The organism is Psychrobacter sp. AOP7-B1-25 (assembly GCF_052376195.1).
Lineage (GTDB): Bacteria > Pseudomonadota > Gammaproteobacteria > Pseudomonadales > Moraxellaceae > Psychrobacter.
The window spans coordinates 470,262-493,808 of sequence record NZ_JBQSVK010000001.1; the positions used below are offsets into that span (position 1 = coordinate 470,262).

The 23,547-nt window shown below is 43.0% G+C and carries 19 protein-coding genes; 6 read left to right on the plus strand and 13 right to left on the minus strand.

Annotated features, from left to right (window positions below; all coding sequences use genetic code 11):
• Positions 1-15: 15 nt before the first annotated feature.
• Positions 16-1,452, plus strand: coding sequence for a guanine deaminase (gene guaD, locus ACT3QR_RS01850; RefSeq protein ID WP_444519689.1), 1,437 nt, complete (start codon positions 16-18; stop codon positions 1,450-1,452).
• Positions 1,453-1,583: 131 nt separating this feature from the next.
• On the opposite strand, the gene ACT3QR_RS01855 is transcribed toward guaD, so the two are convergent.
• From ACT3QR_RS01855 to uraD, 7 genes are all read right to left on the minus strand, one after another.
• The gene (locus ACT3QR_RS01855; protein WP_444519690.1) at positions 1,584-2,372 is read right to left on the minus strand and encodes a DUF5020 family protein; all 789 of its coding nucleotides are present in this window, start codon (positions 2,370-2,372) and stop codon (positions 1,584-1,586) included.
• Between the two features lie 470 nt (positions 2,373-2,842).
• Complete coding sequence (locus tag ACT3QR_RS01860; RefSeq protein ID WP_444519691.1) at positions 2,843-3,373, minus strand: ureidoglycolate lyase; 531 nt, start codon at positions 3,371-3,373, stop codon at positions 2,843-2,845.
• Complete coding sequence (alc, locus tag ACT3QR_RS01865; protein WP_444519845.1) at positions 3,373-4,455, minus strand: allantoicase; 1,083 nt, start codon at positions 4,453-4,455, stop codon at positions 3,373-3,375. The genes ACT3QR_RS01860 and alc overlap by 1 nt, the downstream gene beginning before the upstream one ends.
• A 149-nt stretch (positions 4,456-4,604) precedes the next feature.
• The gene (puuE, locus tag ACT3QR_RS01870; RefSeq protein ID WP_444519692.1) at positions 4,605-5,585 is read right to left on the minus strand and encodes an allantoinase PuuE; all 981 of its coding nucleotides are present in this window, start codon (positions 5,583-5,585) and stop codon (positions 4,605-4,607) included.
• Positions 5,586-5,667: 82 nt separating this feature from the next.
• Positions 5,668-7,023: a urate hydroxylase PuuD gene (locus ACT3QR_RS01875; RefSeq protein ID WP_444519693.1), complete on the minus strand. Its 1,356-nt coding sequence runs from the start codon at positions 7,021-7,023 to the stop codon at positions 5,668-5,670.
• Positions 7,024-7,134: 111 nt separating this feature from the next.
• Positions 7,135-7,503 carry a hydroxyisourate hydrolase gene (gene uraH / locus ACT3QR_RS01880; RefSeq protein ID WP_444519694.1) on the minus strand — a complete coding sequence of 123 codons (369 nt, stop codon included), beginning with the start codon at positions 7,501-7,503 and terminating at the stop codon, positions 7,135-7,137.
• 77 nt (positions 7,504-7,580) lie between these two features.
• Positions 7,581-8,102, minus strand: coding sequence for a 2-oxo-4-hydroxy-4-carboxy-5-ureidoimidazoline decarboxylase (uraD, locus tag ACT3QR_RS01885; protein ID WP_444519695.1), 522 nt, complete (start codon positions 8,100-8,102; stop codon positions 7,581-7,583).
• Positions 8,103-8,627: 525 nt separating this feature from the next.
• Between uraD and ACT3QR_RS01890 the strand changes: the two genes are divergently transcribed.
• A complete protein-coding gene (locus tag ACT3QR_RS01890; RefSeq protein WP_444519696.1) occupies positions 8,628-9,293 on the plus strand; it encodes a TetR/AcrR family transcriptional regulator in 666 nt (221 codons plus the stop codon).
• A gap of 131 nt (positions 9,294-9,424) precedes the next feature.
• Here ACT3QR_RS01890 and ACT3QR_RS01895 read toward each other — a convergent pair whose 3' ends face one another.
• The 5 genes from ACT3QR_RS01895 to tolQ all read right to left on the minus strand — a co-directional run bounded on the left by ACT3QR_RS01895 (position 9,425) and on the right by tolQ (position 15,030).
• Positions 9,425-10,831 (minus strand): nucleobase:cation symporter-2 family protein, encoded by a 1,407-nt coding sequence (locus ACT3QR_RS01895; RefSeq protein WP_444519697.1) that lies wholly within the window; start codon positions 10,829-10,831, stop codon positions 9,425-9,427.
• A gap of 502 nt (positions 10,832-11,333) precedes the next feature.
• A complete protein-coding gene (locus ACT3QR_RS01900; RefSeq protein WP_444519698.1) occupies positions 11,334-12,626 on the minus strand; it encodes a translocation protein TolB in 1,293 nt (430 codons plus the stop codon).
• A 136-nt stretch (positions 12,627-12,762) separates the two neighbouring features.
• On the minus strand, positions 12,763-13,779 hold the full coding sequence (locus tag ACT3QR_RS01905; protein ID WP_444519699.1) for a cell envelope integrity protein TolA: 1,017 nt from the start codon (positions 13,777-13,779) through the stop codon (positions 12,763-12,765).
• 73 nt (positions 13,780-13,852) lie between these two features.
• Entirely contained in the window at positions 13,853-14,311 is a 459-nt protein-coding gene (gene tolR, locus ACT3QR_RS01910; RefSeq protein WP_444519700.1) for a protein TolR, read from the minus strand.
• The gene (gene tolQ / locus ACT3QR_RS01915) at positions 14,308-15,030 is read right to left on the minus strand and encodes a protein TolQ (protein ID WP_444519701.1); all 723 of its coding nucleotides are present in this window, start codon (positions 15,028-15,030) and stop codon (positions 14,308-14,310) included. Before tolQ ends, tolR begins: the two co-directional genes overlap by 4 nt.
• A 626-nt stretch (positions 15,031-15,656) precedes the next feature.
• On the opposite strand from tolQ, the gene ACT3QR_RS01920 reads away from it, so the two are divergent.
• The 3 genes from ACT3QR_RS01920 to ACT3QR_RS01930 all read left to right on the plus strand — a co-directional run bounded on the left by ACT3QR_RS01920 (position 15,657) and on the right by ACT3QR_RS01930 (position 21,654).
• Positions 15,657-16,952 carry an NCS2 family permease gene (locus ACT3QR_RS01920; protein WP_444519702.1) on the plus strand — a complete coding sequence of 432 codons (1,296 nt, stop codon included), beginning with the start codon at positions 15,657-15,659 and terminating at the stop codon, positions 16,950-16,952.
• A gap of 734 nt (positions 16,953-17,686) precedes the next feature.
• Entirely contained in the window at positions 17,687-20,950 is a 3,264-nt protein-coding gene (gene putA / locus ACT3QR_RS01925) for a bifunctional proline dehydrogenase/L-glutamate gamma-semialdehyde dehydrogenase PutA (RefSeq protein WP_444519703.1), read from the plus strand.
• Positions 20,951-20,961: 11 nt separating this feature from the next.
• Positions 20,962-21,654 (plus strand): 1-pyrroline-5-carboxylate dehydrogenase, encoded by a 693-nt coding sequence (locus ACT3QR_RS01930; protein WP_444519704.1) that lies wholly within the window; start codon positions 20,962-20,964, stop codon positions 21,652-21,654.
• Positions 21,655-21,845: 191 nt separating this feature from the next.
• On the opposite strand, the gene ACT3QR_RS01935 is transcribed toward ACT3QR_RS01930, so the two are convergent.
• Positions 21,846-23,018 (minus strand): JmjC domain-containing protein, encoded by a 1,173-nt coding sequence (locus ACT3QR_RS01935; protein ID WP_444519705.1) that lies wholly within the window; start codon positions 23,016-23,018, stop codon positions 21,846-21,848.
• Between the two features lie 190 nt (positions 23,019-23,208).
• Here ACT3QR_RS01935 and ACT3QR_RS01940 point away from each other — a divergent pair, with 190 nt between their 5' ends.
• Positions 23,209-23,394, plus strand: a complete 186-nt coding sequence (locus ACT3QR_RS01940; RefSeq protein ID WP_444519706.1) for an NF038104 family lipoprotein — start codon at positions 23,209-23,211, stop codon at positions 23,392-23,394.
• Positions 23,395-23,547: the final 153 nt, after the last annotated feature.

Genomic DNA, 23,547 nt, shown 5'->3' on the forward strand with positions numbered 1-23,547 from the left:
TTATGGAATCTACGAATGACCATACATATCTATCAAGCTCGATTGCTACATTATTTAACTGAGAGTGATCGTACTGAGCGCGCGACCTCCAACGTATCTGATACCAGTCATTATAATCATTCAAAAACGTCGACGATTGATCAAAATATAGGTTTGCTACCAGTGATTGAAGGTGTAGGGGTCTATCCTGAATATATCGCTGATGGTGCGCTTGTCGTAGATGACGTAACAGGGTGCGTCGTAGAGTATGGACATAACGAAACCATACTTGCAAAGTACGCTAAGACGGCTGAGCAAGTAGGCCAGCCAGCAGTCAAGATACATGACTATCGCGATAAGTTGATTATGCCAGGTTTCATTGACACTCACGTGCATTATCCACAGATAGATATGATCGCCGCTTACGGTGAGCAATTACTTGATTGGCTTAATAACTATACCTTTGTTACTGAAGCCAATTTTAGTGATCCAAAAGTGGCGCATGATACGGCACAGTTTTTTTTAAACCAACTGCTGGCTAATGGTACGACAAGTGCCATGGTGTTCTCTACCAGTCATCCGTTATCGGCAGACGCGTTTTTTACGGAAAGTCATAAGCTAAATACCCGTATGATCACGGGCAATGTGCTAATGGATCAAAATGCGCCTGCGCAGCTGTGCGTGCCTGCTGAACAAAGTATTCGGGATACCCAAAATATCATCGATAACTGGCATGAGCGAGGACGTCAACATGTCGCTATCACGCCGCGCTTTGCTATCACTTCAACACCTAAGCAATTACGGCTAGCAGGTGAGCTGTATGCCAGTTATGAGAGCGTTTATTTGCAGACGCATTTAGCAGAAAACCGTGATGAGATTGCCTTTGTAAAACAGCTTTATCCCAATCATAAAGGCTACTTGGATGTCTATGACGATATGGGACTGCTAGGTCGACGTACCACTTTGGCGCATGGAATCTATCTTGAGACATCAGAGTACGAGCGCCTACGTGCGACTGGTACACAGATATCACATTGTCCAACGTCTAATCTGTTTTTGGGTAGTGGATTGTTCGATTTACCCAAGACGTTGAGTTATACCGGTGTCAGTATCGCGACTGATGTCGGGGCAGGGACGAGTCTATCAATGCTGACGACTCTGTCAGAAGCCTACAAAATCCAACAACTGCAAAACAATCAGCTATCTGCTCATCAAGGGCTATACCAAATTACGTTGGGTAATGCACAGTCGCTATTATTGGACAATAAAATTGGTAACTTTATGCCAAATAAAGAAGCAGATTTTGTAGTCATCGATATGGAGGCAACTGAATTGCTTAAGCGACGCATGGCACAGACTAAGACGCTTGAAGAGCAGCTGTTTGTATTGATGATGTTGGGCGATGATAGAGTCATTAATCAAACAGTCATCGCAGGCGTGAGTCGATATTGCAAATCTACTTTATCAGCATAAATAGGAAAATCTATCAGCGCTGTAATCACATTAACTACCTCAATAGCAAATGACGCTTCTTTTAGATATAAATGAACCTCTGTTTCTATCCAATAGGAACGGAGGTTTTGATTGCTAGTTTCTGTTATATATTAAAAATGGAATTTTACCAATGCACTAGGAGAGTTTTGATTTACGCCATCAACACCGTATTTATTTTTCCAATAACTATACTCCATACCGACTTCTAATCGATTATCAATACCGAGAACTTCTTGTAAGTTGTATTTAATTTGTGGATTGATATGGATATTATCTTCAATGTCATCGTTATTAAATGAATAGTCAATAAAGCCATCTACTACGAAATTATTGCGCTCCCAACCATAGGTTAAGGTGATTTGTTGATCATCGTCAGTATTATCATTAAAGGCATGATATAAAGTAGCCGACGCAAACTTCGTTCCTGGAATAGGTACATTTAGATCTGCACCAATACCAACCAGATAGTTATCTTGGTCAAAGCCAGTACTATTTGAGCCAAATTCATAAGTAGCAGCTAAATTAACTTGCTTAATAAAACTGTTGTCAAAAGTTGCCATTTTGAGTGTAGGAGACAGCTCGCCGTAAGTTTCTCTAAATCTATTGTTTTCAATATCATTAGCACCTTGGTTACGATCGACGAAGAAGAACACACCGCCCCAGTCGTGCGCAGACACATGTTCTAATGTAGCGGTCGTCAGCTCTCCGTCTTCTACGAGTTCATAATCACTGCCATAAAGCACGGAAATACTTGTGTCAGTAAAAGACGTCTCAGCATGGATACTAGACATGCTACCGAAAGCGGCGATAGCAACTGTCATCACTGACAACGGTTTGAGGAAGGCTTGCTTTCGGCTAGATGAATTGGAGAGTAGGCTGGTTGGTAAATCAAAATGCAAAATGTGACTCCTTCATATACCATTGAATCTGAATTATCTTAAATGCCTCTTTGTAATAAGCATGCCATTAGTCAGTTCTATTTTTTGAGTAGACATTGACGAATAGCGTTTTTGTACTTACTACTAAATAGTATTCAATAATCGTGCCACGAACCTACAAAAGCTATGCTCTCTAGCATTTACTGGTTTTCACTATGATTGATGTATAAAATAGGCAAAATACTCCCTAAATCTGCTCAAATCTTACGCCTAATTTCCTTAACTCTAAGGGTATGCAAAAGACAGTGCTAACAAATGAGCGAATGAGTCGTAAAAGCACCAAAATAGACATCTGTATGCCCCAACTTGGGTTGTATAACAGTATCTTTTAATCAATATAAATCGGGCTTAGAAGTTCAGTCATTATAAAAAAGCCAGCTAATTCTTATTAGCTGGCTTTAAGTTCGTATAATAGACTTTAATGCAACGGGTTAGCTGCTTTCTTCTTCTAATTTAATAAACACATCCCAGGCTGTGATATCTATCTCATGGCAATTATTTCCTTCGCCATTGATACGATCAATCACCAAAAAGTCACTATCGCACCCAAGTGCTAACAGTGGATGGTGCCAAACGTTGGCATCATACTGTACGCCTTGATGAGACGTAGCATAAAATACGGCTAGATCTTCAGCAGACTGTGGGGGGGTACCAGCTTTCGCAACGACAACGATATAGTCCTGACCTTCCATCGACACAAACGCCTGTGTCCCAAGCGGATGGTACTCCATGACGGAGAGGGCGATAGGATTATTACGTTTTTTGGCTCGAAAAATACTCATACCGACTGAGCCACCATCAAGCTTGCTTTCGGCAAGTGCATGATGGCGAACCGCGTAGCCATTATTGATCTCATAAGTATTGTCAGCGGTTTGCTCAGAGGCATCATACCGCTCGATGACCGAGCCATATGGTGCAAAATTGGCCTTGGTCAAGGGCGTAGCCGTTAGGATGACACTCATTATTTTGCCTCTTCAGTGTCAGTATCAACCTCAGCTACTTTGCCATACACGCGTACACGGCTGATACCGCCATCTGGGAAGATATTGACTCGAATATGAGTAATGGGTTTATCAAGTTGAAGCTTGTCTTTACTAAAGTGATGAATGTCATCAGCATTGGTCTTTTGCGGCTCAAGTAAGGTATCCCAAAACATACTCTGAGTCACTAAAGTTTGCTCTGGCGTATTTGGTGAATAGACGGCTTGAATAGAGACTTTATCAGGATAATTGCCTTTGAAATGAGCAGTATCTATCTCGATAGAATCAACGATACCTGCTTGGCCTAGCGCAATAATGCTCCAATCGTTACCTGGCTCACGGCGACGACGAGTCTCCCAACCATCGCCCATATTAGGCGCTTTAGTCGGTAGCAGTAAATTACTAGCAGCACCGAAATGCGCATCGTTACTAGCAATCGCACGGCCACCGTTTAATGCGCCTGCTAAATCTAGCATCTCGCCCTGTTTGTTCAGACTAGCATCAAGTTGAATATCACCATAGACACGTAATCGGGCAACGCCGCCATCTGGATAAATATTCAAACGAATATGGGTTACCGTTTGCTCATTATCAATTTCGATCAGCTCATGATTGTGACCCTGTAGCGGAGTCATACCCACTAGCGCCTGCCAGTTTTTACCATCCCAGTCTTCTTTGTTTAGAGTAGAAAGCTCAGCTTCATTTTGCTGCAGCAGCTCGGGCGCGTATAATGCGTCGACACTGGCAGAAGAGGGGAAATTGCCCGTAAAGTGACTGGTATCAATATCGAGACCGGCTATTTTGGTTGGGCGTGCAAGTTGGATAACCAAGTAATCGTAACCCAAATGACGCTTACGACGTGTTTCCCAACCGTCCATCCATTTACCATTGTTGTCAAATTTACCCACGACAAAGATAGGCGCATCAGGATTTAGAATACGGCTTTTATCTGCAAAAAAATCATCGGTAGCGAATAGTGATTTTGCCCCCAAGCGACTGTCAGCGACGTTTGATTTTTTGGTAAATGCTGGCAGGGTATCAGGTAGATTATTTGCTGAGATAATTTGCCCAACTTCTGAAGTATTTTGACTCACAATGATTCCTTTTTTAGTGATAGTGTTTGTTAATAACGTATGGCTTATTTTATTTATGAATCCATACTAATTAGCATTCGCTCAGCTAAGTAGAATGAGTATAAAGACGATACATCATCTTACATCCAGTTAGCAGTGTTGTCTAACGTAGCAGGGTGGTTTTCGTACCAGTGCTTGGCGATATCGTCACGGCGGCATATCCATACATCAGGCTTACTGGTGATATATTGCAAAAATTGCTTTAGCGCTTTGATACGTCCTGCGCGCCCGATAATGCGGCAATGCAAGCCGATGGTCAGCATTTTAGGAGTATGCGCGCCTTCTTCGTATAAGGTGTCAAAACTGTCTTTGAGATATTGATAAAACGGTTCAGCATGGGTGAACCCCGGGCTAGAAGAAAAACGCATGTCATTGGTCTCTAAACTATAAGGTATGACTAAATGCGGTTTGCGCGTGATCATATTGCCATCTTGGACTTTTACATTGAGCCAATATGGTAATTCATCACCATACGAGTCAGAGTCATAAGCATATCCACCTTGTTCAGCGACCAGTTCACGAGTATTTGGACTATCACGTCCTGTATACCAACCAAGAGGTTGTCCGCCTAGCATACGTTTAAATATTTGAGTGGCACAGCGAATATGTTCGCGCTCCGTCTCACGGTACATATCCTGATAGGTGATCCAGCGTAGACCATGACTGGCAATCTCATGACCGTCTTCTAATACACGTTCGATGATATGCGGTGTTTTTTCAGCAGCGGCAGCACAAGTAAACGTGGTGATGGGAACACCGTACTCTTTAAAGATATCTAGTACACGCCACACGCCAACACGGCTACCGTACTCAAAAGCAGACTCAATAGATTGGTGACGGTTGTTAAATTCTGGTGTGCCTAAAATATCAGATAAGAAACGCTCTGATTGTCCATCACCATGAATGACGCTATTTTCTGCACCTTCTTCAATGTTCAATACAAACTGTACAGCGATTTTTGCGCCACCTGGCCAGTTCGCTTTTGGTGGGTTGCCAGCATAGCCTTTTAGGTCGCGCGGGTACGTACTGATATCAAAATCGCTGGTAATTTTTTTACTCATTATTTATGTTCCTATATCGCTTAGAGCCTTAAATATTCATATGAATATTACTCATAAATGACAGTTGTTTTCTAATCGCCAATTAAAGTGCTGATGCATAAGCTACCAGCTGTTGGCGTTCTGCGTCCGACAACTGAGTAATATTACCAAGCGGCATATAGCCAGTCTGTACGGCAGTGACGATTTTAGCTTTATGTATTTTTAGGTCTTCTGGCGTCTGTAAAATGATACCTGCTGGCGGCGCGGCAAAGCCTTGTTGTGTTGGCTGAACCGCATGGCAAGTGCTACAGCGCGTATGCACGACATCCATCATGGCGTCATCTGCTGACGCGCTCACAGGTAAGGCTTCGGTAGTAGCCGCATTATTACTAACACTGTTATTAGCACTATCATTAGAATTGCTATTAGCATTAGCAGTGGTGTCAGTACTTGAGTCGGTAGACGCGCTTGTAGCTGGTGGTGTGCTCTCAGTCGTGGTAGTTGCTACTGAAGCAGTAGCAGGCATTGCAGGCACTGGTTCAATTGGCTCAGGACGCATCCAAATAATCAATAATACAGTTAATACGGCTGGAATAACCAAGTAGCGTGGTTTTTTATGACCTAAGTGCTTTTGGTTAAAGTAATGACGTACAGTCGCAGTGATAATACCGACGAAGACCAATACCAACCAACCTTTCTCATGAGCATACATCATTGGGTAATGGTTGCTGATCATAGTAAAGATGAGCGGAAGAGTAAAATAGTTATTCATTAATGAGCGGTTCTTGGCTTGTAATGCCAATTCAGCCACTTCCTTGCCTGGTTTTTCGCCGCGCCGTACACAGTCAACGAGTGCGCGCTGAGCTGGCATAATACCGAAGAATACATTACCCACCATCACCGTGCCTAAGATAGCACCGATATGAATGAATGAAGCACGATCACTAAATAGCTGGTAAGAGCCCCAGCTCGCGATGACCAGTAAGATAAAAATCAGCGTACTAAAGATAAAAGCATTTTTACCCAAGTGACTGCGTACGATAACTTCATAAATAAAGTAACTGCCGAACAAGAAAAGCAAGCTAGTGGCAATGGCACCAATACTGGTAAAAGGCACTTTGCTTGGGTCTATCAGGTAGGCAGTTGCATTAGCATAATAGACGATCGACATCATCGCCGCACCCGTCAGCCAAGTAGTATAAGCTTCCCACTTAAACCAATGTAGCGTCTTTGGCATCTCCTCTGGTTCGAGTTTATATTTGGCAATTTCATAAAACCCACCACCATGTACGGCCCAAAGATCACCCGAGATACCTTTGTCTGTTTTCCACTGTGGCGGCTTGCGTAGACTTAGATCCAGCCACACAAAATAAAATGATGCACCAATCCATGCTACCCCAGCGATAACATGAAACCAGCGGAAAAATAAACTCAACCATTCGAGAAGATAGGCGCCCATGTAATATATGTCCTTTAATATGACAATGTCTTAATAAAATGTCTTGGTAATTTCTTTTGATAGCATTTCTTGAAAACTAATAACAAAGCAGATAGCTAAACAGCCCCAAACTTACGATCCGCGATAAGTGCTATAACCGTGTGCACTAAGCAGGAGCGGCACGTGATAATGACTGGCATCATTTACCACAAAGTCGATAACCACTTGCGGATAAAATGCTGTCAGCTGCTGCGCATCAAAATAAGATTGAGTATCGAACGTCACGGTATAGCGACCAACATTTAGCTGACGCTCTGTGCTATCGATGGCTGTATCAAACTGCCAAGCGTCTGGTGTGACGCGGCCATCACTATTGGTTGTCCCATGTGCCAATAGCTTGCTAACACCGTTGTCTTGTACTCGGTGTAAGGTAACGGCGATATCAGCGGCAGGTTTACCAAGATGAGTGTCTAAGATATGTGATGATAGGGTGGCAGACATAATGCTTCCTTTGAATTTGTGAAAAATATAAATCGAGTAAAAATACTAGTCTAACTCTGCGACTATTATTTAATCGTCTAAGCACTACCTAGCAGTTTGTTTAAACGCAAACGCGTGATTTTATTTTGCTCAGTAGCTGCATTTGCTAGTTCAGTGACACGATCATTAGGTAGGCGCGCTAATAGCAGGTCGAGCATTTGCTGTGCGCTTTTACCTGTCGCAAAGACAATAAAAATAAAACCAAATTTATCAAGATAATCTTGATTGCCTCTGGCAAGTGCTTCGAGAACCTCATCTGCTGCATCGTTAGCGCCTGATTGTTCATGTGCAGCGCTACTTTGTGTGTTGCGATACTTTTCTTTTAGTGATGCCACATTGCCGATTTGTGGATGCCCATCAAAGGCTTCTAATAAGTTAGCCTCGTCATTTTGTACTTTGTGCCAGATAGCGTCGCTACTTTTTAGTAGTGCATCCAAGTCTGCAAAGGGGCGGGCGTTAGCAAGATTTTGTGCCCATTGGGTACTGGTGCAGCAGGTCAACAGCTGGGTGATGGCTTCTTCTTGAGATAGAGTGTTGAATTGCGCTAAGGTTAAGCTCACAATGACATCCTTTTCTGATATGGCAGCCCATTATTTGCATTGGGCGATAAGTATTTGATAGAGGTTTATACCTTACGATTATTTGCATAAACCTCTAAGTATGGGCAGCAATCTTGATAAGTAAAGGTTGCTTCGGTGCTTTGGCTTATTTGATTAAGCTAACAGCTATTAATTTGCTTAAAACTAAGAGCTGATAGTCTATGTGTTCGTAGTCAGACCGAACTAGTATTTGTATACGCTTTGCATAACTCTAGATTATAGTGAACTGACAATATGAAACAGATTTGCTAAAGAAACACTGATATTTTAGCCGTCCAAAACGTCTGACAAGAAATGATTAATGACGGCGTGCTTGATTTGCAGTTCCCATTTTGCTAAAACCTGACTAATTGGTCAACTGTTTTGTGCGAAATATTTTTATTTAACAGGTTATGCTGATCAAACCTATGTATTTATATAAGAATACACAGCGAAATATAGTGACTATTTTGTCGAACCTACCCCTTAGAGTAAGATACCACTGCTATGACTCAAAACCATCAAAAGGAAGATACCCTAGTGACTGATACACCCTCGCACCGTAGCCAACAAGCCATTCGCGCACAGAATCAAGCGCTTATCTTAGCGGCAGCTGAAGAAGAGTTCGTGCTCCAAAGCTATCGCGGTGCTACGATGCAGGGCATTGCCGACAGAGCAGGCTTACCTAAAGCCAATGTTCACTATTACTTTAAAAATAAAAAGAATCTCTACATGGCAGTGCTGCGCTCTATCATTCAAGAATGGAACGAAGGCTTGGTAACCATGACAGTAGATAGCGACCCAAAAACAGTTATCGAAAAATTTGTCCGTACCAAGCTGCATCAAGCCTTTGTCAATCCCAGTCGTCATAAACTGTTTGCCATTGAGGTCATCGGCGGTGCACCACATTTACATGAATTTATGTCCACAACGATGAAGGAGTGGGTACACGATAAAGCAAAGGTAATGAAAGAGTGGTATAAGCAAGGCAAAATTGGGATTACGGATCCTCTACAGCTACTGATTTTGATTTGGGCGACTACCCAGCGTTATGCTGAATTTGAGATTGAAATCGTTGGACTAATGGACAAGACCGCTTATGATGCAGAAGACGAAGCCCGTGCGGCAGACTTTCTAGTGCCTTTTATTCTAAAAGGTTGTGGCCTTGAATGATGACAAGGTACCTAGTTGGCAAGGCGCCTATTTAATAAGCGAGGTGCATAGACTGTTCCTACCTGCGCATCTATCGCACCTCATTTATGGCTAAATCCTTCGATATACTCAGCCTTAGCTTGCGTTTAGTCTTAAGCTACTTCTTGCGTTGATTCTAAGCCGTCTTCAGCATGTTTCGCTTTGGTATCGAACTCAGCGCCGTAATTTTTAGGTAAAATCATATCAAGCGTGATGGCCACAATCCCTGCCATCGTTACCGCTGAGCCAAAGATATTCTGAAAAAACTGCGGCGTTTGAGAGAGCACGTCAGGAACAAAGGCGATACCCGTTGCCAGACCTAGTGAGGTGGCGATGATTAAGACATTACGATGAGTAAACTGTACGGTAGACAAGATACGGATACCAGCAGTTGCTACAGTCGCAAACATCAATAGCGTTACGCCTCCAACGACAGGTTTAGGTAGTTGCGTAAAAACAGCACCAAGGACAGGGAACAGTCCCATTAGGCATAGAAGGCCACCAACATAAAACCCCACGTAGCGACTAGCAATCCCCGTCATTTGGATCACACCGTTGTTTTGGCTAAAAGTAGTCACAGGGAAGGTGTTAAATACTGCAGCAATCAGAGAGTTAACACCATCTCCTAGTACGCCGCCTTTGATCCGCTTTTCATAGACAGGGCCTTTGATCGGTTCACCCGATATCATTGAGGTAGCTGTCAAATCGCCTGAGGTTTCAATACTGGTAATGATGTACATAAAGGCAATAGGAATAAAAGCTTGCCAATCAAAACCAAAGCCATACTTAAAGGGGATCGGCACCGTAAAAAAAGCCGCTTCAGAAACCAGTGAAAAGTCGATACGTCCCATAAGTACGGCAACGACAAGACCAAACATCAAACCAATAAAGATAGCGCTTGAGCGGATAACTTTATTATTGATAATACTGATAAGTATGACGCTGACCAGCACACTACCGCCTAACAATAAGTTTGGAATACTACCAAAATCTTCAGCACCAAATCCGCCAGCTAAGTCAGTCAAACCTACCTTAGTTAATGACAAACCAATCGTGACAATCACGCAGCCTGTAACAATTGGGCTCATAAAAGATTTGAGTTTGGTAATAAACTGACTTAAAAATATCTCAACAAATGCTCCGAGAAATGAAACGCCAAAGATAACGGATAGGATCTCCTCAGGACTACCACCGCGGTTTTTTACTACAAAACCTGCCGTCAGTACTGCTGCCAAAAATCCAAAGCTGGTGCCTTGTAACGCCATGAGACCGGAGCCAACAGGGCCTACTTTACGAGTCTGAATAAAGGTTGCAACGCCAGATACTATCAATGACATACTGAGCAGGTAGGGAATATGCTCGCCTAAACCTAATGTGCCACCTATGATAAGAGAAGGAGTGATGATACCTACAAATGCTGCAAGTACGTGCTGTATAGCACCTAAAAATGCTTTAATGGGGGCGGGACGGTCGTGCAGTCTATACAGTAAATCGGTATTCTCTGGAACGTTTTCACTCATGGTGGTTTCCTCCTAAAATAACTGCTTAGCACCCGCTTAACTGTAGATATCAGACAATGTGGTAAATCACGAGATAAAGGTTTTAACTCCACCCTTGACTTGCTGTTTTATCGATGTAGACAATAGAGGGTAAGCATCCGTCTGTAAGATGAACAATAAAATAGCTAATATATGTTGGCTAATTTTTGTACAACCTGACCAATTAGTCAGGTCTATTTAGGGTATAGGTAAAATACAAGACATTGCAATGTTTTTTTTGGTACTAGTGAGTTTACAGGTTTGTTACGAAGTAGGAAGGGTTAAGTAACATTAAGTGGTCAAAAACGAAAGGAGCCGCATATTGAAAGTGAATCAGCGTCAAGCTGTACTATTGCTTTAATCGTTGTTTTTTGTCATAAAAAAGCCCCAATCATAATGAATATGATTGGGGCTTTCTAACGTTTGTTTAACAATTGATACCTGTTGCATGACACCCAAGATGGCTACGTTAATAGATGACAGATTATTTAGGGCTTGATGACCATACTGGTGAGCGAATAACGCCTTGTCCTGACTTACCAAACGCCTCGCCACCATTGAGAGACTTGATGGTCAGCACGCCTTTGCCGCCTTGGGTCGATGCGTAGACGACGCGTTTACCATTTGGCGAGAAGCTTGGTGCTTCGTCGATACCCGTATTACCAAGATTGGTAGTGACAGCGCCATTACTATTCATAATAGCCGCTGAGCGCCCACTCAAAAATGCAATTTGTGTACCGTCACTGCTAAATTGCGGACTGGTTGCATAACCCCCGTTTGATACTTTAGTGATGCGTCCTAAGCCGAACTCGTAGCGATAAACTTGCGGCTTGTTAAAGCCAGTTTTATCACTGACAAACACGAAAGATTTACCGTCTGGTGCATAGCTTGGCTGTACTTCACTGCTTGGTAAATTGGTGAGCCTTCTAGGTGTGCCGCCGCTAGCGCTCATCTCATAGATATCCGCACTGCCTTCAAAGCTGCTAGAGAATAGTATCTTGCTACCATCAGGAGAAAATGAAGGACTTAGGTTGCTACCTGAAAAAGGTGTCAGGGCAGTTGCGCCGCCGCCACTGACGTTTTGGACGTAGATAACAGGATATGATTTTTCACGTTGTACTGAGTAAGCGATACGGTTGCCATCAGGTGACCATGCTGGTGAAAAAATAGAACCCGCCACTTCGGTAATGGTTCTCGCATTTTCGCCATCAGCATCCATCACCTTAAGACGAGAGATTTTTTGCTTGCCAGTTCCTGTTTCCTCAATGTAAGCAATGCGCCCTGAGAAGTCCCCTGGAGTACCAGTAATCAGCTCGTATACTTTGTCAGCGATAACATGACCAGCATAACGCATACTTTCTCTATTGTTGTCAGCGGTTAGGCTTTGCTTACCTTGTATCACACGACCAGATTTGACATCGATGACTTCATAATCAGTGACTATTTTGCCACGATTGGTACGCGTACTGCCGACGACTAGATACGGTATACCCATGCTTTGCCAAACAGGTAAGGTACCTGTCAGCTCCTTACTACTATGTGGCTGCTGCGGCAGATCTTGATTGGTTACTTTAAGCTCTGTTTTACTCAAGTCATTTAATATAATCGGTGATAACACAGAGTCACCTGCAAACGATACAAATGCGACTTGGTTTTGTTGAACAGGAATCTCATAGTCCAACTCTAATACAACAGGTGCTGCAAGCACGCTTTGCGACGCTATTAATGCTGAAGTGCTGGCTAGTAATGAGACTAGTAACTTGTTATGGATACGCATGAGTAAATCGAGCTCCTAAAATTAGTATGATATTCATTTTTGTACTTAATGAGACAGGCATCTAGATGAGCAGTGACCTATGCGAGACAAGCCGCCTAATGTTACGTTACCAATCTTACAAAGACCTAGCAACTGATTAATTACTGCCTTTAAACTGTATGGTGAAAGTTGGGTATTTAGGGTCATCAGCATCAATCGGGAGACTACCAATATTGAGTACTGCTTGTTTTGCTGCTTCGTTGACCGTACTGTCAGGTCCGGAAACTGTCACATTGACTACATCGCCATTGGCATTGACAGTGATAATCAAGGTTGCGCGCTGGGTAGAGCCTCGCGCGGCGGTAGGCGGCGTATAGTTGCGTTTGATTAAATTGATAATTTCACTGTTGCTGGCACCGCGGCTACCACCTGAGGCAGAGCGACTACTACCTTTGGATATACTAGAGGTTGATGTGTCACCAGACACAGTAGACTGACCATCTGACAGGCTAAAGTTTTTTCCTGCATTGCCAGAGCCGTCGGTATCAATCTCTATGTTACGATCGCTAGCAGTGGGACGTTTTATTTTTGGTGGATTGTTTTGCTTTTGACGAAACTCTCCCAGCCTTTTTTGTTCTTCTATGAGCTGATCACGTTTGCTTTGATCGACTTGGTCAAGCTCTTCCATAGCTGACTCGTCTAATTGTGCTGCCCACTCAGCCATTTTGCGCTCATATTCTTGATTTTGCTCAAGCAGATGTTGTTGATGGTCTTCACTCATCAGTATGGGTTGACCAGCTGGCTCCTCAGATCGTGTAAATATAGGGACACGCTGAGAGGTTGTCTGGCTTGTAGTTTGCGTACTAACACTAGATACCTGTGGCTGGGCATTACTAGACGAGTCGCTAGTGCTACTATTCATTGGCATCGTATTGGCTGCTGCACGGTTGGCCAATATTTGTTCTTGCATTTCAGCAAGTTGTTCAGGAGATACCATGACCGTTTCAATACTACCAGCAGTCTTAACTTCAGTGGTTTGATAGTTGTAAACCAATATGCCGATGATAAGACCATGCGCCAGCAAGCTGAGCAACGTAGGTAATGTTAGCCCGTTGCTTTCTGGTTCGGTAGGCACATAGACGGCAGGAGCATTATGCATGGTAAGGATACTCATGAACGTGGTTTGTCGGATTGACTACTAGTATTAGCTATTATTATTTGAAGCGTGTATCAAGGGACACTCATCACTATAAAGAAGGCGTGGGTAGAGGCGCACCGGTCAGTAACCCAACTTTTTCAATACCTGCTTGTTGCAAGGTTGCCATGAGCGTCATAATGGCACCGTACTGATTGTTTTGATCCGCATTGATCATTACCTGTACTGGCTCAGCGTTATTATTGTCGTTTTGAGACTGTAGGTTAGATAATGTATTAATCAGCTCAGGCTCACTTACTGGCACATCGACATTGCTTTCATAGCTTATAAAGATATCACCCCTGTCAGTCAAAGAAACAATCACAGGTAATTGGCTTTGACCCATGGTATTGGTTTGCTCTTTTGGTAGATCGACATCGACACCTGTAATCAGCATCGGCGCTGTCACCATAAATATCACCAATAGTACAAGCATGACGTCAATATAAGGAACGACGTTCATTTCCGCATTGAGCGCTTTTTTTTCACGACCGTAGGGGTTTGGTTTCATAGCCCTGTCACCTGACCTGCAGTAACTTGGGTTTCTTTACTCATAGGCGCTTGTACGCTGGTTTCACGTTGTAGCATTCCTGTCATTTCATCACAAAATAAGGCACGTGAGTCATATAACTGGCTCGATTTTGCTGTGAAATGATTGTATGCCAATACCGCAGGGATAGCCGCAAACAAACCCATAGCCGTAGCAATCAGGGCTTCAGCGATACCGGGCGCTACCGAGGCGAGGGTAGCTTGCTCAGTTTGAGACAGTCCCAAAAAGGCATTCATGATGCCCCACACTGTACCGAACAGTCCAATATATGGTGCAACGGATCCGATACTGGCTAGCGTCGTCAGCCCTGATTCTAGCAATTGCTGCTGGCGTCCTAGACCGACGCGTAACTTGCGTTCAACACCATCGATAATGTCGTCCTTAGGTTGACGCTTTTTATGCATTCTCAGGTATTCTGAAAAGCCTACATAAAAAATTTGCTCAAGTCCCTGACGATCAGGAGAGCCTTGGATGCCTTGATATAGTTTAGCCAAGTCTTCGCCTGACCAAAACCAAGTCTCAAATTGTTGATCAAAGTTTTTGGCTGTACCAAGTCGCGCACTCATGCGAAAGATCATAACCCAGCTGAGCAAAGAAGCTAATAACAATAGTGCCATTACAATCTGCACCAGTAGACTGGCTTGGGTAATAAGATCGACAATATTTAATGATTCAGGCATGTAATGGACTCACGGATAATTGATAACAGCTGGCTGGAATAGTGTCGTCCAAACCAGACAACCTTTAAACAAACACTGTTTATTTTTTTATTGTTTAATACGTAGTAGCTTTCTTCACCAGAAATTTGTAACTGTGCTGAGAAAAAAGCTTCAACAATAAGTATCGTCATATAGGCATCGGTATAATAGCCCCCTAGTTTACTTCTAAATGAGAAAAAGGTCATTATTAATGTGTCAAATGACTATTTAGTTGGGTTGCTATTGGTTAAGTCAGTAGTTAGTTGAATAACATGAATAATGACAGAACAAGCAGTGATTGCCTAATATTTATGACTCAAACCGAATACCATCTCAATAATGAGTAGAAAGTAGTTTTTTGAATAGCCTAAAGCAATACGACTATATATGGCTTTATATCGTTTTTCTATGCTGTCGTTTCAAAGCTTCTCAAAATTCAGCTTTGTACGAGATAGACATTATCAACGATTGAGTTTGTAAGATAACTCGTCTAATATGTTACGCTTTGTTACTGCATTATTCTTATTGTGGCATCGTTATTTTTTGCTGAGGTCATGCTTAATTTTAGGTAATGATGACTTTTTATTAGCCAGTCGGGGGCGACACTTATGAATGCAATTGAACGCTATTTTGGGATTAATGGTGAAAATACCACGATCAAAACAGAAATCATCGCTGGTATAACCACGTTCTTGACGATGGCCTATATTATCTTTGTTAACCCTAACGTCTTAGCCGACGCAGGCATGGACAAAGGAGCTGTGTTTGTAGCGACTTGTCTAGCAGCGGCAATAGGGTGCTTTATCATGGGCCTCTATGCTCGTTTACCTGTTGCTCAGGCTCCTGGTATGGGTCTTAACGCTTTCTTTACTTATGGCGTTGTACTTGGTATGGGCTACACATGGCAAGTAGCGCTTGGTGCGGTATTTTTGTCTGGTTGTATCTTTGTGCTTTTAAGCCTATTCAAGATTCGAGAGTTGATCATCAACTCTATTCCCGTGTCACTCAAGCAAGGTGTGATTGCTGGTATTGGCGCATTTCTAGCGTTCATTGCACTACAAAGTTCAGGGGTTATCGTTAATAACGATGCCACTTTGGTTGGTCTAGGTGATATGACAACATTCTCTCCGGCGATGGCTGCGGTAGGGTTTATTGTTATTATGGCTTTGTCTTATAAGAAAATTCCAGGTGCTGTCACCATTGGCATCTTATTTGTGGCATTGGTCAGTTTATTAACGGGCAACACTCAGTTCACAGGTATTATCTCTGCGCCACCATCTATAGCCCCTACGCTTATGCAGCTTGATATTGCTGGCGCGTTTGATGTAAGTATGATCAGTATTATTTTCGCCTTCTTATTTGTCGATTTGTTCGATACGGCAGGTACGTTGATTGCAACTACTCAACAGGCAGGGTTGGTTGATAAAGACGGTAAAGTTAAAAATATGGGTAAAGCCATGCTTGCTGATTCTACGGCGACAGTAGCAGGTACTTTCTTTGGTACGTCATCGACGACCAGTTATATCGAAAGTGTTTCAGGGGTTGCTGCAGGTGGTCGTACTGGATTGGTCGCTGTGACTGTTGGCCTTTTATTTTTACTCAGTATTTTCTTTGCTCCTTTAGCCAGCATGATTCCTGCTTACGCCACAGCAGGGGCGATTTTCTACGTTGCGGTACTGATGTTGGGTACATTAAAAGAGGTAGAGTGGTCTGACTTGACTCAGGCAGGACCTGTTGCGGTTGTACTATTGTTTACGCCCCTGACATACTCTATCGCTGATGGTATTGCTTTAGGCTTCATTACTTATACTGCAACAAAGGCATTAACAGGTAAATTCTCTGACATTAGCATTCCAGTATGGTTATTGACCCTCGTACTATTGGCAAAAATTGTCTTAGTTTAATGGTGTCTAAAACTGATAATGACTGAGATGTTATTTTAAACAAGCACTAGTATATAAAAAACCCTCTTTATCATTCATTGATAAAGAGGGTTTTTTTGTTAGTGATGTAGCCCGATAGTTCTAATATTGGCGCTGGTATTTTTAGCAGTTGTGATAGGTATGGGTATTACAAACAATCGACAATAGTAAACAAAAAAACGTGACCAAAGTGTTATCGTGAATAAAATGGTTGTAAGTTATTGTTATTTAGATATATATTTATTTATGAAAATAATAAATTTCGTTAGTTGGAAAAAAACTTTCATGATATTATAGCCAAGTTAAGCGCATCACCTCAATCAACGCCGTAGAGGTTTTTCTTACAGTGAATTAGCATCATCAAAGATGACAAATTTGTGATTATTAGAGTGATTTTCGGTTCAATAATTCGATATTTGGTCATCACACTCCTTTCACTACTAACAAGAAGAAGGCACTAATGCCGCTTAGCTTTCAGTTGTTGCCTTTGTATTGTTAACGTAGCCCGTTTAACAGTCGAACGACCTACTTAACCGTCTCCAGCTTATGCTGGATTTTCTAGTTTTGTGATGGCGCCGTTTGGTCTTTTGATTATTGCTGTGAATCTCCGTCAATAACTACTATTTTTGATAGTGGTTATGATCAGTTATACAGGACGATCAGACTTCCTAAAGCACCATTTATTATGGTTTTTAAACGATAGTTATGGAGTTATTATGAACCCAGTAGACCAGTTTACCCCGCAAGAGCCGATCTTGTTTAATCCTGTTGACATGCTGTCGCCTGAGTATCTCGCCCAGTCAGCAGAAGAGTTACATAAGCGTGTTTCGCCATTATATAGCGTCGATGAAGAACGCTGGTTGTCTGAGTTGCTACCACTTGCCAAACCTAGTATAGAAGAACGCGATGCTGCTGCTGAGCAAACGCGCAAATTGGTTGAGCACGTGCGTAATGATGGTAAAGCCGTCAAGATGGTTGACTCATTATTGCTTGAATATAGCCTTGATACCCAAGAAGGTATCTTGCTGATGAGCTTAGCAGAAGCCCTGATTCGTGTACCAGACAATTATACTGCTGATGCGCTGATTCATGACAAAATGAGTGTAGCCGACTGGAAAAAGCACATTAAAAATGACAATGGCTTTATGGTTAATGCCTCTACTTGGGGCATGATGATGACTGGCCGTGTTGTCAGTATTGACAGTAGCACGACAGCATCAGGTTTCTTGGATCGTATGACGAAAAAGATGGGCGAGCCTGTCATTCGTAGCGCGATGCAAAAAGCCATGCGTATCATGGGCCATCAGTTCGTATTGGGTGAGACCATTGAGGAAGCTAATAAAAACAGCCAGCCATATCGTAATAGAGGCTATACCTATTCATTTGATATGCTAGGTGAGGCGGCTATTACGCACCAAGACGCTGAAAAATATTTCAACGACTATCTACATGCGATCAGAGCCACTGCCAACGTCAAAGTAAAAGAAGGCATGCCAAAGCCATCAGTATCTATCAAATTATCAGCACTGCATCCTCGCTACGAAGCGACGCAAGAAGCTCAGGTAATGGGACTATTGCGTCAGCGCTGCCTGCTGTTGATTGAGGCAGCACGTGAAGTCAATGTCGATATCAGTATTGATGCTGAAGAAGCAGATCGTCTTGAGGTTTCTTTGAAACTGTTTGAGTCTTTGTACCGTGATAATTTGACAGCGGGCTGGGATGGTTTAGGTATCGTCGTGCAAGGGTACTCTAAGCGCGCAATCGCTGTATTAGGATGGCTTGCTCGTTTGTCTACTGAAGTCGGTGACCGTATTCCACTTCGTCTAGTAAAAGGCGCTTATTGGGATACTGAGATCAAACTTGCTCAGCAAAAAGGTCTATCAGGCTATCCAGTTTGGACACGCAAAGAAGGTACGGATACGGCATATCTTGCTTGTGCGCGTTTCTTATTGTCAGACCATCTGCGCGGGCTAATCTGGCCACAGTTTGCGACGCATAATGCGCACACACTTGCGTCAATCATTACCATGAGTGCGCATAGAGACTTTGAGTTCCAACGTCTGCATGGTATGGGTGATGCACTTTATGATCATATTTTGCAAGCGTATCAGATTCCTGTACGTATCTATGCGCCGGTGGGTGCACATAAAGACTTGCTGCCGTACTTGGTACGTCGCTTATTAGAAAACGGTGCTAATAGCTCATTTGTTCATCAGTTGCTAGACAAGTCTTACCCAATTGAAAAGCTAACGGTGCATCCATATGACAAGCTGCTTGGTAATGAAACATTGCACAATACAGACATCCCGTTGCCGTTAGAGATTTACGGTGAGCGTCGTGCAAGTTTTGGCCCAAATATCTTTGTAGAGTCGCAGTGGTTACGTTTCAAAGCAGCTATCGACAGTCATTTAAACAAAACTTGGTCAGCAACCTCTATCATTAATGGTAAAGCTGTTGATACATATGAGGTAGATGGTCAAACGCATCAACTTGATAAGCAGACTGTACTTGCGCCTTGGAATCACGAAGTTAGTGCTGGTGAAGTAACTTATGCTAACGCTGAGGTCGCTCGCCAAGCGATTGACGTTGCAGTTGCTGGTCAAGATGTATGGCAAAATGTGCCAGCTGCTGAGCGTGCAGCAATCTTACGCAAGATTGGTGAACTATATGAGGAAAACTACGCTGAGCTAATGGCACTATGCCAAGTTGAAGCGGGTAAAACCATGCAGGACGGTATCGATGAAATCAAGGAAGCTGTTGATTTCTGTCGTTTTTATGCCGATGAGGCAGAGCGTCTAGATGATGTTGTACATGAGTTTACAGATTTGGCTGGCAAGCAGTCTCGCCAAGTATATAAACCACGTGGCACCTTCGTTTGTATCAGCCCATGGAACTTCCCATTGGCAATCTATACAGGACAGATTGTAGCTGCACTTGCTGCAGGTAATACCGTAGTAGCCAAACCTGCTGAACAAACCAGTTTGGTTGCACACTTTGGTGCGCAGTTAATGTATCAAGCGGGTATCCCAGCAGAAGCATTGCAGTTAGTGATTGGTGCAGGCGACGTAGGTGGGGCTTTGACGGCTGCTGACAATATTGCAGGTGTGATATTTACAGGCTCTACTCAAACTGCACAACGTATCAACCAAAGCTTGAATGATCATGCACAAACCAGTGGTGAGCTGCCTGTCTTTATCGCTGAGACTGGCGGTCAAAATGCGATGATCGTTGATTCAACGGCATTGCCAGAGCAAGTTGTTAAAGATGCAGTACTCTCAGCATTTGGTTCAGCAGGTCAGCGTTGTTCAGCTTGCCGCATATTGTGTGTGCAAGAAGAGATGGCTGATGGTTTAATCGAATTATTACAAGGTAACATGGCTGAGCTATCTGTCGGCAATCCGCTATACGCTGCTACAGATGTAGGCCCAGTCATCGATGCTGATGCCAAGCAGGGTTTAGAGGCGCATATTGAACGTATGAGTGCTGAGCCGACCGCTACTATTTTGGCACAGACGCCAATGAGCTCAAGCTCAGTCGTCAGTCAAGAGAAATCTACCTTTGTATTGCCTACAGCAATCGAAGTGAATAGCATTGATGTGATCGGTGGTGAGCATTTTGGCCCAATTCTACACGTACTGCGTTATCAAGCGCGTGATTTGAATAAGCTGATTGACGCCATCAACAACACAGGCTTTGGTTTGACGTTAGGTATTCATAGCCGTATCGAGAATACTGTTGAGCATATCGAACGCCGTGCCTTTGTCGGTAACACTTATATCAACCGTAACCAAATCGGTGCGGTTGTAAACGTACAGCCATTCGGTGGTTGTGGTCTATCTGGTACTGGCCCTAAAGCTGGTGGCCCGCACTATGTCGCGCGTTTAATGCAGCTTAGCTCAGAATCAGTAAACGCTGAACAGTCAGCGGCTCACATGACAGCGACCGAAACCCAAACTACCACTCAAACAGAACTCGCATAAGGAGTAGCAACATGGCGACTGAATTCAAAAAAAATCATGCCCAGGTTTGTGAATCTTGGCGACTACTTGGCGCAGTCAACCGCGCAACGTATTTACAAGCAGCCATTCCAAAACTGGCACTGCTTACTGGTGATGCCAATAAAGCAAAGCGTTTGTTCAACCATTTGTTGAGCGCTGCGCCTAGCTTGGATGAGATGCATCGTTTGACGGGTGCGACGGGCGAGTCTAATGACTTGTATGTCACTGGTCGTGGTAAGACGATGGTCATCGGTGGCGAATCTGCTAGAGCCATGGCAGTACTGGGTCAGCTTATCGCGGCATTGTTGACAGGTAATGAAGTTATATTGCATTGCCCGAGTCAAGATGAGATGTGCAATGAAGCTGCCAAGATATTGTACGATACAGGTATCAGCGAAGATGTATTGAGTGTGGCTAACGACTCGCAAACGGTCACGCTATTGTATATCGATCGTCTAGCGCAAGTGGCTGCTTCTGGTAGCCGCAGCGAAGTACAAGCTATCAGTCAAGAGCTTGCTAATACTGACGGTATTTTGACACAAGTTATTAGTGTCACTGATATGGAAGGCTTGTCAGAAATGCTAACGCCTGATTATCTACACCGTTTTGTCACTGAGCGTGTTAAGACTATCAATACCACAGCAATTGGTGGTAACGCGAGCTTGCTTGAGCTTGGTACAGAATAGAAGAGTTACATTAATTACGAATCTGCTTGGCTTTTATATCAACTTTTATAAAGGCTAAGTGGTGTTTGGTAATACTATAATTACCAATCTAGTAATTGCACAAAATGTATAAGAAAAAACCGCTATCTGAGTAATTATCAGATAGCGGTTTTTTTTATTTATGGCTCTAGCTGGAGTTTGATTGTAGAGTTTTATTCAGCAATATCCACCCATACCCAACCGTTCTCTATCCATTCGCTCAAATCGTCTACATCGACATCGGTGACGTCACTATGCTGTAATGTTTCACCATTTGCCAAGCATACTAATACTGATATAGCAGCTTCATCAAGCCCATCAATACGTTGGCCATTGGCATATAGCACGATGCTATTATCGGTCTGACTATAGAGTAGGCGGTTGCTATAGTCGGCTTGCAATGTAGCACCTTCTGATAGCGCCTGCATGAGTTCATCAGTATCTAATGTCTCTTCTGGCATTAGCGCATCATATTGGCGTTTACTCACCACTTCTGAGACGGCTTGACGAATCATATCGTCACCGCGATCAGATTGTAGCATCTCTAGCAATTGAGTTTTAATAGCCGTAATACTATCCGCTTGTAATTTACCTGATGCTTGTAGCGTTTGGGGTAGTAGCATCGGAATAAATAATTTGCTGTCATTGGTCGCAATATCGGCCACACTATCGATGATTTGCATGAGGTTTGGGCGACGGCAACCAAAAGAAAAAGTCAGACAGTCATCTTGCGCCACACCAAAATGTGATAATTTAGGCGGTACATAAAGGACGTCACCCGCTTCTAGTATCTCATCAAAGATAAGCTCACCCATATCGTCAAACAAGCGCAGAGGCTCATCAGCCACAAACTCTGTCTGCTCGTCACAGAATTTTCCTAACTGCCAACGTCTAGAACCATATCCCTGTGCCAAAAACACATCATAATCGTCATAATGCTTACCGACCGAACCACCTGCTGGCGCGTAAGATACCATAATGTCATCACGCTGCCATTGCGGAATAAAGTCAAACGCTTGCCACAACTGACCAAGCTCTGGAGACCATTGCTCAAGGTTTTGTACCAATACGGTCCATTGCTCTGGTAGATTTTCAAAATCCGTTTCAGTTAGCGGACTTTTTTTGAGTTGCCACTGCGCCTGACCTTCTTTTTTACTGGCTGCTTGAGTCAGTAGTCGTGCACTCGCATCTTCTTCAAGCGCAAGGCCAATCATGTCATCTGGCTCAAACATATCAACCAGCTGCGGCAACCCTTGCTTAATAAGCAATGGTTTTTTTTGCCAGTATTCAGTCAAAAATTGCTCAGGTGTCATAGAGTCGGGCAAACAAAGAGGTATAGAAGTCATTGATAAATCCATATTTTAGCTGCGTACAAGATTAATAATAAGGGATGCTTTATAGGAGGGTTTTAATAGTTTAAGATTGTCATCTATTTGATGTCTATTATTTTGGTGACGTTTATACGGTGCATCTAAGCAATAACGGTTATCAAGATAATAGCTGTCATCAGAGCATCCATTCAATCGTAGGAAAATTATGAAAAAGCTACATTTTGTTGTCATCATCGCTAGCGTGTTTTTACTACAAGCCTGTGTCCATAAAATCGTCACAGTACCTGCTAAAATCGCTTATAAAACCACTAAAGGCGTGGTCAAGGGAACCGTTGCTGTGGGTAAAGCAGTCATACCAGGCGACAGTGATGACGATGATGATAAAAAATAAAACCTTACTTATCAACTATGGGTTTTGAATCAAAAGCAATTGAATCAAAACCAGTCATAGTATTCAAAGTAAGGTTATTATTTATTGAGATAACACCTTAATAAGATAAAATTACTAGCAAGATAGGAGCGAGTAAATAATACTATGCGCTTC